This is a genomic window from Pseudomonas sp. Leaf58 (assembly GCF_003627215.1).
Classification (GTDB): domain Bacteria; phylum Pseudomonadota; class Gammaproteobacteria; order Pseudomonadales; family Pseudomonadaceae; genus Aquipseudomonas.
Window position 1 is genome coordinate 112796 of sequence record NZ_CP032678.1, and the last position, 11533, is coordinate 124328.

At 53.7% G+C, this 11533-nt stretch carries 14 protein-coding genes; 2 read left to right on the top strand and 12 right to left on the bottom strand.

What is annotated here, in order from left to right; genetic code table 11:
- Positions 1-4 precede the first annotated feature (4 nt).
- From DV532_RS25730 to DV532_RS25780, 12 genes are all read right to left on the bottom strand, one after another.
- Positions 5-211 carry a hypothetical protein gene (locus tag DV532_RS25730; protein WP_056799827.1) on the bottom strand — a complete coding sequence of 69 codons (207 nt, stop codon included), beginning with the start codon at positions 209-211 and terminating at the stop codon, positions 5-7.
- Positions 208-1392, bottom strand: a complete 1185-nt coding sequence (locus DV532_RS25735) for a hypothetical protein (protein ID WP_056799824.1) — start codon at positions 1390-1392, stop codon at positions 208-210. Before DV532_RS25735 ends, DV532_RS25730 begins: the two co-directional genes overlap by 4 nt.
- Before the next feature lie 379 nt (positions 1393-1771).
- Positions 1772-2437: an HNH endonuclease gene (locus DV532_RS25740; protein WP_177339532.1), complete on the bottom strand. Its 666-nt coding sequence runs from the start codon at positions 2435-2437 to the stop codon at positions 1772-1774.
- Between the two features lie 74 nt (positions 2438-2511).
- On the bottom strand, positions 2512-2895 hold the full coding sequence (locus DV532_RS25745; protein WP_056799816.1) for a hypothetical protein: 384 nt from the start codon (positions 2893-2895) through the stop codon (positions 2512-2514).
- Between the two features lie 163 nt (positions 2896-3058).
- Entirely contained in the window at positions 3059-4366 is a 1308-nt protein-coding gene (locus DV532_RS25750; protein ID WP_056799814.1) for a hypothetical protein, read from the bottom strand.
- Between the two features lie 95 nt (positions 4367-4461).
- Positions 4462-5871 (bottom strand): DotG/IcmE/VirB10 family protein, encoded by a 1410-nt coding sequence (locus DV532_RS25755; protein ID WP_056799811.1) that lies wholly within the window; start codon positions 5869-5871, stop codon positions 4462-4464.
- A gap of 2 nt (positions 5872-5873) precedes the next feature.
- Positions 5874-6932, bottom strand: coding sequence for a DotH/IcmK family type IV secretion protein (locus tag DV532_RS25760; protein ID WP_056799809.1), 1059 nt, complete (start codon positions 6930-6932; stop codon positions 5874-5876).
- Positions 6933-7002: 70 nt separating this feature from the next.
- Positions 7003-7131, bottom strand: coding sequence for a hypothetical protein (locus DV532_RS31015; protein WP_256659165.1), 129 nt, complete (start codon positions 7129-7131; stop codon positions 7003-7005).
- Positions 7131-7697, bottom strand: coding sequence for a DotI/IcmL family type IV secretion protein (locus tag DV532_RS25765; protein WP_120715410.1), 567 nt, complete (start codon positions 7695-7697; stop codon positions 7131-7133). The genes DV532_RS31015 and DV532_RS25765 overlap by 1 nt, the downstream gene beginning before the upstream one ends.
- An 11-nt stretch (positions 7698-7708) precedes the next feature.
- Positions 7709-8008, bottom strand: a complete 300-nt coding sequence (locus tag DV532_RS25770; RefSeq protein WP_056799804.1) for a hypothetical protein — start codon at positions 8006-8008, stop codon at positions 7709-7711.
- A gap of 522 nt (positions 8009-8530) precedes the next feature.
- Complete coding sequence (locus tag DV532_RS25775; RefSeq protein WP_056799801.1) at positions 8531-9055, bottom strand: hypothetical protein; 525 nt, start codon at positions 9053-9055, stop codon at positions 8531-8533.
- Positions 9052-9747: a hypothetical protein gene (locus tag DV532_RS25780; RefSeq protein WP_056799798.1), complete on the bottom strand. Its 696-nt coding sequence runs from the start codon at positions 9745-9747 to the stop codon at positions 9052-9054. Before DV532_RS25780 ends, DV532_RS25775 begins: the two co-directional genes overlap by 4 nt.
- Before the next feature lie 781 nt (positions 9748-10528).
- Between DV532_RS25780 and DV532_RS25785 the strand changes: the two genes are divergently transcribed.
- Both DV532_RS25785 and DV532_RS25790 read left to right on the top strand, forming a co-directional pair.
- Positions 10529-10909, top strand: a complete 381-nt coding sequence (locus DV532_RS25785; protein ID WP_056799796.1) for a hypothetical protein — start codon at positions 10529-10531, stop codon at positions 10907-10909.
- Complete coding sequence (locus tag DV532_RS25790) at positions 10887-11477, top strand: hypothetical protein (RefSeq protein WP_056799793.1); 591 nt, start codon at positions 10887-10889, stop codon at positions 11475-11477. Before DV532_RS25785 ends, DV532_RS25790 begins: the two co-directional genes overlap by 23 nt.
- Positions 11478-11533 lie beyond the last annotated feature (56 nt).

The following is an 11533-nucleotide window of genomic DNA, read 5'->3' on the forward strand; positions in this document are numbered from 1 at the left end:
TTCCTCACATCTTGAGCATGGCATCAGTAACGAGCTTTTTGACGAACTCGTTATTGGTGTGGCGTTCGTAGTCATGGTCGATAAGCGAATCCATCTCTTCAAGCACCTTCAGGGCACGCGCTGAAGGCTGCAGCTGCTGAATCGGGATCATGATCATGTCTTGCTGAATGTCATTGGCGAGCTGCAGGTAGCTCTTGGCAAAGGAACTCATGAGGCTTCTCCTGGAAAGGGCGGAATCATTCCAATCTTCAGGGCCAGCTTCTCCGCTCGTTCACGCTCGCCTTCACGAATCAGCACAATGATCCTGCCCGAGCTGTACGAACCAACCACAAAGCCTGCATTGTGGAACGCCTCTGCAGCGCGCCCACAGGCCATTCGATCGTAGGCCCGCATGTAGGCACCCAGCGCCGTATTGCGCTTGTCTATCGGGGCCATGAGCGCACAGTAGTAGTTCTCAAGGAAAAGTCCGGCGCTCATGCAGTTGCTGTAAAGCGGATTGTCAATGCACGGCACATCCTGGAGCACCCCGGCACCCACGCTCGCCGATTCGTAGACCATCAGTTCGCTGTAGCGCATCAATTCCAGTACTTCCGGGTAGGTTGCCCACACCCGAGGACTTTGCGATCCGGCAGCAAAGGTGGCAAAAGCGCGGTGGGTCGGCTCTTGGCTAAGGATCGAGATGCGCAGGAAGATGCTTTTGTTGCTCTTCAAGATGTAGTTTTCCATCATCTTGATGAAATCATCGGTCTGCTTGGTGGTTTTGCCTTCACGGACACCAACTTTCCACTCTTTGTGCAGATTGTCCTTTTTCCAGGTCAGATCCATCGGATAGGGTTGCGACAGTAACCAGCGGGCGTAGGTAAAACGCGGGTAGCAAAACGCCACGGCGCTGGAGCGCTCAGGTTTCTTCACCCCGGTCATGGCCTGATTTTCCTGGGTGCAGTGATCGATGATCAGCTGCACTTCATTCGGGTTCAGGCCCCGTGGAAGCGAGTGAAGCGAGGGTACATCAAGTTTTGAGGAGACCGCCTGGGTGTAGCGGTAATTGAACTTCATCGGATCAATTCCCAGGTGAATGTCACCCAAACGTGCTACCCGGCTGAACAGCTGGGACACGAAGCGTGCGAATTCCTTGGGCTCATCGATACCGAACTCGTTCTGGAGCAGCGAGAGTTTGGTGCGAAAATACTGGGACTGGGCCAGGTGCTTGAGCCTGAGCAGATTCAGGGACTTGAAATCTGGGAAGTCCAGGTTGGTCACCCAGAGCTTGTCCGAGGCAAGCTCATGGAACCCGGTGACGCGATAGCTGGCTTCGCCATTGACTGACGCCCAGCCGTCGCGGGCGGATTTGGTGTCGTCAAAAATGCAGACACCGATGGAAGTCTGGCTCATTAACTGAGGCTCTTTTTATTAGAATATTGATGAAATCTATACGGTTTTAACCCGCACTGCAATCAATTTATCGTAAACGCGAAAACAGGAGGCGTCGCAATCACAGGGGGTTGCGGCATGATCACCGCTCAATGGTATCCATGTACTTCCACCGTATTGATGAAAGGCAGGGTGATCAATAGGCAGCCTATCAAGATCAGTACGCTCCCTTTGATGCAATGAGCCTTACTGAGTTTTTTTCATGCTGATGAATAAATGCCAGGCCACGCAGGCTCATCGCCCCGCCCAGGACACAATAGGCAAGAAAAGTCCGCTGAAAGAGAGCGACCTGTTCGAAGACATAGGAAAAACAGGGCATGCGATCGCCCTGCTCATCGTGTCACACGCTGTCGCGCCAGTCAGCGAATTTCTGCCGGGCAGTCTCCACCCAGTCAGCCGGCTTGTAGCTCTTCGAGCCCTCAATCCAAAGCTTCAGGTAGGGCAGGTAGGCCTGCTTGTTGGGCAACAAGTAAATGTCCTGGAGCACCAGGCCGCGCTTTTGATACTCATCGTCCGGCAAGCTGGCCATGTAGTCAGCCATGATCGAGGGGCTGCTGGTACCCAGCAGGGTCGCAGCAGGAATATCCGCACGGTCAAGGCGCGAGAGCAGGCTCGATGCGGTGTTCTTCAAATCCCCGGTGCTCATGTGTTCCGCAATCCAGAGCATTCGCACCAACTGGTTCAGCCCAGCCTGGTCGATCTGTGAGCCGGGCAGGTAGATCAGCTTGCCCCGGTTTTGCGTGGCGGCAAAACCAATGTGGTGGCACATGTGACAAAGCACGCAGGAAGTCACCAGGTTGTCATCGGAGTGATCTTCATGGTTGTCGTTGGCGTGATGGACTTCATTCTTCTCGTGCTTGAAGCCGCAAAAGCGACAAGTGAAATCATCGCGCTTGAGCGCTTTTACACGGGCTTGCCGATATAGGGCGTCCGAGCTAGGAGGGTGTGGGTGGTCGGCACGAAAGGCGCCTCGTTTGACGGAGAGCGCGATAGGGAGGTAGGTCATGAAGGGTCACCGAATTTTCGATAGAAAAAGGGTGGCAAACGCCACCCTTTTTTTGTGTCCAAAGCCAGGCGCGCTTAGAACGTGGTGCCTTTGGTGGCGTTTTCTGCGTTGTCACCTTCACCGGTCGCAACGGTTTCGGTGAACACGCCGAGCAGCCATGGGATGATCATCAGACCGGTACCCACCAGACACGCAACGATGCCTTTCTTGACTTCACCCTGGCCAGGCTGTTTGCTGTCCTTGTAGAAGTAGAAGAGACCACCTGCGAACAGGAAGAAGCCAATCATGGCGAATGCCATCTTGGCAATACCGATACCAGCCGCGAATTGGGTTTTCCACTGGCTACCCATACCATCGAGCCCAGTAGCGGCACTCGCATCAACGGCATACAATGCCATCAACGCACCTGCCCCAACGACGCTCAACGCACCCTTGCCGAAAAGACGTTTCAACTTCATGAGTTTTTACCCTCGTTATTATTATTGTCCGGGAAGGTGAATTCCTATAGTTAAAATATGCCAATTTAGGCTTAAATGCAACAGGAGCAAACCAATATATGTGAAAAAATATTATCAGAAATGAAAAGGGAGGCCGGCGGCCTCCCTTAGGTGTTGCGATGAATCAATACACCGTTTTAATCACGGTATTACCCACCTTCAGGTCACCGACCTCATCCAGCCCCTTGACCACACCCAGATTGTCAATGGTGTCGCCAATCTTGTAGGACTTGAACTCACCCTTGTTGTTGACGATGCCGAACGAGCGCTTGTCGTTGTACACCGCGTTGAGCGTGTAGCCTTCAGCGGTACGACTGGCAATGGGCTTGGCTTGCCGAGCCGGCGCCAGTTTGCGCTCTGGCGCTGTTGCTGGTGCCGCTGCTTTCACCGGGGCTTTAGCCGGAACTTTTGGCGCTTCCAGCACCTTGTCGATGAAGTATTTGTCTCCGACGAGTACCAGCTCGCCGTCATTTTCGATCGAAGTCACCTGGCTCTTCACACCCGCCCAGTTGATGGTCTCACCCTTGAACAGGGTAAAAACCCGACCATTGGACGCCTTCTTGATGATCGACATCGCGCCGCCCTGGGAGGTCTCGATCACCTGCAGGCCTGCCATACGCTGGCGTGGGCTCGCCTCTGCCTGGCGCACGGGAGCGGCCTGTCCGGCGTTCACGGTCACGGCGGGGGTGTTAGGGGCCAAGACCACGGGCGCTGGCTCTTCAGCCTTTTTCACCAGATCCGCTTTGATGCTATTAACACTGTCGATCAGGGCCCTTTGCGCAGCTTCCTGGCGCTCCAGCGTGCGGTTGACACCGCGCAGCAGCTCCTTGATGTCCGAGCTCTGCTCCTGCAGATTGGCAATCGAGGCTTTCAGTTCTTCAAGCTCTTTCGCCGACACAGGTTGCACGATTTCAGTCGCCGGAAGCGGAACCACGACAGGGGCGGCTGGCGCCATCGGCAAGTTCTGAGGTTGAGTCGCCTGGGCAGCCTGCACCACTTCTGGTGATGCCTGGGGCTTCAGCAAACCTGAGGCATTGCCGATCTGAGGTTCCGAGGCAGGTGCCACCAACACTGGCGCCACGGCCACTTCAGGCTCCGGTTCACCTGGAAACGCACTTGTCACTGCCTTGTAGCCAATGAAGCCCACCATAGTCACCGCGAAGGCAATCGCACACATGCCGATCGGGGTCTTCATGAAGGCTTTTGGCGCCGCATTGGTCGAGGCAACTTTCGGGGCTTTCGGGGTTTTCTCAGGCTTGCTGGGCTTCTCGGCAGAAGGTGGCACAGCAGTGTCATCGGGCGTGTCGAAATCGTCATCCCCTCCGATGATACCGCCAAATTGGTCTTCCTGGCCGAAGCCATGTTCGCCACCCGCTCCGAGGTTGTCGAAGTCATCTTCTTCGCTGAACGGGTCTCTACGGTCGTTGCTCATCGCGGTCTCCGGCAATGGGTATCAATATACGCAATAATAGTTGAAGGAGGGAGGCATGACAAGCGACCGGAGTCATCCAATCGCTGCCCCTGCCTTTATTTGGCCTTGGCCAGATCGACCGTTGCCATGAACATCACAATAATGCTCTTATTCGCTTCAACCGTGACGGTTGGTGGTCGGTCGAACTCTCGCTCGAAGATTGGCGAGAATTTTTCTCCCATCTTGCCGATGCCCATTTTTATTTGGTCGGCAGCATCAGGAAGGGCATTTGTTTGGGTCGAGGAACTGCCATCCGTGTTAGTCACCGTCTGAGTATCCTGCAAAGCATCGGCATAGCCATCGACAAATGACGCGATGGCCAGCTTGCTGTAACGCTCGAACGTGTGATTGTCCACGCTATCGGCCAGGCCAGAGCGGTACGTTTCCGGATCGAGAGCAATGGCGTTGATGCTGTAGTTCTTGCCTTTCCAGCTCATGTTCGAAAACTGGATCTTGGCTTTTTGGCCAGTGCGTACAGGCTCACCAGTCAGGACTGCACCTTCGAGCAGGCCTTTTTGCACGGTTACCGCACGCACGGGGCTGATTTCATCGGTATCGACACCGATCTGCAGAACCGAGTAGAAGGTCTGGCCGACGCTGATCGAACCCACTGGAACCTGCTTGGTGATCGAAGCCTTTGCGATTCGCTCGCTCGGGTAATCACTGCCACGCACCTGGGCATCGCCATCCTCGTCCTCAGGAGACTCATCATCCATGTTGGCGGGCTGTTGCTGGGCTACAGCACCATCCACCGAATTGGAGGTGTTGAATTTGCCGGGGTTCAGATACCTGCTGTAGCCGGAATCCGCAGTACTAGTGCCAGTGTTGGCGGTGGTGCTCTTGACTGGAACCTGCTGTGATGAATCGTACTGAGGTTTTGCCGCCAGGGTCATGGCGTCGGTTTGGATCTCGTCCACTTTGGCAGCAAAGCTCACCTCAAACTCGGTGACGCTCTTTTTCTCCTCATCCAGGAACGCTTTCCACGGGTTTTCCTGGATGTTGGCCGCCCGCTGGGCCCGCTGTGTTTGCACTTTAGCAGATGCAATTTCAGCCTGAGCGTTTCGCTCATTCACCAATTGCTGCAGATTCATGGGGGCGGCAGGCTCAGATTTTGGCTCGATCTTTGGCGCAGCCCCAACATCGCCTACGTTAACCCGCAGGGTTTCCACATGGCTATCCTTGCCCTTGGCGGCCTCTTCAGCACGTTTTTGATTGTCCTGCTGATAGTTTTTTGCAACCTCGGTATTTTCATCGAAAATGAGCTTGTCCGATGCTTTGTCCTTGTGAATTTCCTTGTCGGTCGGCGCCGATTCCAGGCTGGCCACCGCTTCGGTTGGTTTCTCATCTTTACTGGAGATCCGCAGGTAAGCAGAAAGCACGATCACGAACACGAGGACAATACTGATACCAATCATCAGTCGGGCTTTGGTGGTGATGTTGGCGCTGATATTAGCTAATGTACCCATTATTATTTTACCCCAGCATCAAAAACAGTTTTGGCGCGCTGAATGTCTACCGAATACAGATCCTGAATCGTCCCGCTGCGACGTTCGCCGTTCAGGGACATGGAAATGTAGGTTGTCGGGTTGACCTTGTAGAGGAAGCGACCGGTAGGGGAGATGGAGCTGTTAATTGGCGGGGGAAGCAGCAAGCGACCAGGCAGCGACAGGTAGAGGAATTTGCCATCAAACCAGGCTTCAGAGTTCGGCAATCCTGCCACAGAAAGTGTTTTGGAGCCGGCTGGTGCATCACCACCCTGGAGTCGAACCAGTTCATCTGAGACATTGTCCATCTCATGCTGAAATACCGGCTGAATGGTTGCGTTGGGGCTCAGCTTCGGAATCGTCACCGAAACGCGGCTGTCCACCGTTGACGCGGTGCCTTTGAGCACCACCGGAATTGTGGTGTTCAAGCCATCCAGAACGATGGCTGCGTTGGAAGCCTTGTAGCTTTTATTGAGCGTGAAGGAGGAAATATGGTGTTTCTCCCCCATGATCTTCTTCGAGAATGACTGGCCATCCCCAAGCACGCCATCTTTCTTGATCGACCAAGGTTGACCACTCGCATCGTAGAATTCAACCTGCGCCGCATAGCCAGGTGCAATCGAGATCACCAGTGGCTGATTGGAATCAGGGTTGTAAGTGACGTTGCGAATCCGGATCGAAGCATCCCCATAGACGCTTTCGTTCGAAGCCTTATCGATTGCATCGAGACGCTTTCGGAGATCGCGGATCTCACTAGGCTCCATCGGAGTCTTGTTCTGCAAAACCTTTTTTTTCCGATCACTGGTCTCAACATCATTGAAATATTGCCGAATCTCTTTGAGCTCTTCTTTCTCATTGAGGTAACCAGCAAGCGCCCCCTTTTTGGCAGCCGCTTGCTGCCGATCCATGTTGGTGACATCGGCTGGATCGATCTTGTACTGGGCTGCTGTTTCATTCAACTGATTGTCGAATGACCCGGCTGCAAGGGCATGGGAGCCCTGCAGGATCAGCAGCAGGGCTATCGCCAGTGGCGTCTTGCGCATTTGAGGTGACCTCCAAAGCTTTTCTTTTTATAGGGAGCCAATTTACATCAAAATCGACATTGCGTATAGGCTATCTTTTGGTCATCACCACCTTGGAAATGCCCAGGCCTGATACGTCTTCCAGCATGCTTCGACGCTCAACGGTCACCATGAACCGCACCTTGTTCGTAAATTGCTGGGTCTGGGTATAGAAGGTCATCAGACCATCCACCTGGAAAACCCATTGAAAGACACCCTGGGTATTCGCTGGCGACTTGCCAACAGGATCGGAGTCGAATCGAGGCTGGTGTTCAGCAGCATCCGCTTTTCAGTGATCACATCGAAGTTGCCGGAGTCTTTCAGTGCCTTGAGCAGTTCTTTGGCGCCATCGTCGGTAAACCAGCGCATAGTGGCTTCGTTCTGGTGAGTGTCAAGGTTTCGCCAGTTGGCTGTGAACGTATCAACCAATGCATTGGAAACCCACTGGGCCACCACTGGATCCTTTTGGTTCGGCTGATTGAGCATCTGCATCTTGATCAGCGAGCCGTTAGGGTCAGTGGCAAAATACACGCGCTCATTGCGAGCATTGAACCCCAAAAACGCAATGAAAATCTGGATGACCAGCACCACGGACACAAATCCGGCGACGAAAAACAGCTTCTTGTCACCCTCCTTGTAGAAGTCATTGCGATGCTGAACCGCCTGGAGGCCTTCGCCGACAGGAATGTTAGCGCCAGGGTGCTGCCGAACAGCGGGCTTGGATGCTTTGGTGTTGGGATTGGGCATGATCGCTCTTCTTATTTTTTTAGGGGGGTGACTTCAATGATCCGCCCATCCTGCGTGGTGACATAGGAGTAGGGCGCAGGGATCATGTTGAAATAGATGCTCGACGCCAAAACCAGGCTGGAGCCCAGTACGGCGCAGAAGACAATGATGTTGAGAGAAAGATTGAAACGTGCACGGCGTGAGGTGGAGGGAACTTCGGGCTCGCCGTACTGATCAGCGGCTTCAGCCATCTGGCTCAGGTATTCTTCGACCTTTGCTTTGCGCTCGGCAGGTTCAAGGTCGCGAAGACCCAGGCTGTCTTTTTTTTTCATTATTATGGCCAGCTTTGTATTTTAGCCCGAATATACCATTGACTCCTGGGGTTATCAATTAACCACATAACCGAAGTGTGCAGGTTGTCCGGATGCACTGACCGGGGCTGTGACCAAGGGTTGTCGAAAATCCAGATCACACATCCAGACTGTGACATCTATCGGCAAAAAAACCGGTCACAGTGGGTCATTGCGACCGAAATCAGCGCAGCAAGGGCTGGAAAATCTCCCAAGATGGTCGCTCTCACGTAAAGCACTCTACAAGAACTGGCGATCATCTGCTGCACACGCTTCTGTAGCCAGTTCACGAAACTGCACAATGCCTATTTGCGATGAGTGGGGCATTTTAGGCTCGATGAAAGCCATATTTGGCATCGACGGTGTCAAAATTTACCCGAGAAATGCCCGAAATGGCACCAGACATTTCTGTGAAAATCATGGAAAATCTAAAGCCCACGTGTTTCGGGGCTCGCGTCCTTATTTTAATTATAATTTATATAATTTCTATAATTACTATAAGCATTATAACCTACCGCACTCTGAGAAAATGCCAAGTCGGAATTTCTTGGCTTCCTCGATCGCAGTGGCCATCCCCAGGCTTTTTATCGAAAAACGGCGCTTCGATGGCCTTCCATCGACCTGAAAACTGACCACAATGTACAGCAATGCCCCACGATGAAAGGAATACGACAACCCTGCCGGCAACTGGGCAAGCTCTTCCCCAGACACCGGATCAAACTTGACCTGACTGACCCGTCGACTCCCCAGCTGGTAGATCTTTTCCGACACTGGGTAGCCAAAGATCCTCATGTGCTCAGCGTTTCTCCAGGCGATGGCGGCATTGAGCGCTTTCTCCGTGGATTCATAAGCACGAATCTTGAAATGACGGCAGACATAGGGGAAACCCTTGCGCTCAATCTTGACCCGTACAGACCCTTCGCAGTAACGAATGTATTTCAACGATGCCTGGTTGAGTGCATCAAGGATGGATGACCCTCGGTTTGCAGAAGCGAGGGGAGCGGTGGCAATCAAAGGCGCGTCTGTCATGGTCTAGTGGCCGCAGTCAGGGAGTGGGAGGTGGGCGCTTCTTTCGAACTGGAGAGGAGCTTGAGTACCGCAGGCAGCATCTCGTGGTAGCCAACCCCGTTGCCAAGCTCGATCAGGCTTTGTTTATTGACCAGCATGGCCGGAACACCCCTGAGGCCAACCGCCTGGACGAGCTGCTTGGCCGCACGAATTTCCGCATCGGTTTTCGGGTTGTGCATGTCAGCAGCTAGCTTGTCCCCCGTGGTCATCACGCCTGGGTTGTGGGCGTTGACGTAGCCGGCGATCTCGCCGAGCGATCCCGACAGCCTGCTGGTGTTATGGAGGCGCTTGTCCTGGATGAGGTTCATCACGTACCAATGGGTGTCACTGGAAACCTTCAGGTGATCCAGGGCGTAATACAGCCGTGCATGCATCTCCCAGGTCGGGTTGAGAGGCGCAGGGATCTTCAGGAAATGCTCGCCATCCTTGAGCAGGGCTGTGATTTTCTGTTCAGCGGACTCTGCGCGAAAAATCCGTTCCACCTCTCGGCAATGCCCGCAGCCATACCAGAAGAACAGCACAGCATCACTGGTGGGCCGCTCGACGGAGGCTCGCGCTGAAACAGAAGGGCGCTCGTATGCCAGGTAGCCGACTACCAACAACTGCAGGGCAAAGGTGATCGCAATGCACTGCCACATTTTGCGGATGGTCATGGTAAGCCTCAAACCAATATATGGCTAAAAGATAACGCCAAATTACGGTCATGGCAAGTTGCCGGGCGCCCCTGTTCGGCGCGCAAGCGCGGCTGCTGTTACGAGCGGAAGCGAGTGCCTTTCGGCGCGCAAGCGCGGCTGCCGTTGCGAGCGGCAGCGAGTGCTGTTCGGCGCGCAAGCGCGGCTGCTGTTGAGGGAAGGGTGGACAAAAGCACGGTCGGAACGACCAGGGGAAATAGCCAGGGCAAGAGGCAGGTCGAAGACCGAGCCTGGGCGCTTTAAAAAAGCACGACAGCCGGCTGCGCCGGAGAAGGCGACCCCATCATGGTGTGGTGACTTCGAAAGAAAAACACCACATCTTGTGGTTTTTTCATTTTTTTTGAATAAAGCGATAGGTATTTGAAGCCAAAATCAAAAGCAGCGGTCGCTGGCGCTCCCGAATAAAAGCGATTCCCTCCTTGCCCTCCAGCCTCCGGCTAGGGGCACAACCCGGTTGTTTCCTCAAGATCCAGGCCAAAACACAGCAAAAGCGTATTTCCTTGAGACCGTATTTTTTCAGGAAAAATGAGGTGGCTGGGACACCGCTGCTTTTTCTTAGGTCTCAAATATATAAGCTCCGTCTCGCAAAAAAAAATGACAGAGTGGAAATCGAAAAAAAATTTAAATGCGGACGAACGGTCGTTTTTATTGACATTTTGGCAACGCTGTTTTAGATTATTGAGGAGATGAGACCCAGGCTGGAACCCGCAGATTTACTGGCTCTCCCGTTTTGGGAAGGTGTATGGAAGTCGCTTATCGAGACAAAAAGCTCGCGCAGAGCTTGACCTCGTTAAAATCATCAGGCTTGGCGCATGAGACGCCGAAATTGTCGTGGGTGATCTCGGCAGACAACGCTAAAATTCCTGACCTCCAGGCCGCTCCGCGTGCGATGGACGAGGTATTCTGCATACCCCTGGGGGGCAAGCTGAGCCAGTTCGACATTGCGCTGCTGCCCAATGGCCTCATGTCACTGCGTGAATACCAGGCAGACACGATGACCTGGAAGGTGCTGTTCTACCAGACCAATCCTGGGTACATCGTGGATCTCGCCCGTGATCTTGATGTAGGATCGTCCTGTGTCCATCTCCAGGAGAAGAGTCGTGCCCAAGTTGCAGGCCAGTGAACTCACCGCCCCGGCCAACCTCGATTTGCTTCATCGTTTTGCCCTGCGTATCCATTCATTGTCGTCGGCCATGGGCCTGGATGCGATGGACGAACAGCTGCTCTGGGAATTCCTGGCGAAAGTCGGGCCTGAGCGGATTGAATCTGATTGCGCGCCGATCGCACGGTTCTTGAAAAAGGCTGGCGAGGGAGAAGCACTGCACGTCAAAGCCATGTACTACACGTTGAAGATGGATGAACGTTTTGACCGACGACCCTGGTGGAAAAAAACCACCCAACCACTGTTCAAGAAGGGGCAGGTGACGATTGACCAGGTGGTTGCGATCGAGCGTCCCGAGAGCCAAGCCTATTTCGACCAGATCATCGAGAACATCAAGGCGGAGTGTTTTTCTGAATGGTACCCTCACCTGAAGTCCATCCCGCGTGAAAACGGCGTGGATTGGAACCCGCCTGAGACCTCGGATATCGCCGTGCATGCCATTTGCTCGGTCAGCGTGCTGGTGCCGGCTAACTTGAGCAACTTGCAGGATCGACTAACATGCGGCGGCACCATTCTGCCAATCCGATAACGGGTATTGGATATATTGGTTCGGCGAGCCTAGAATAGACCTATGAACAACATTCC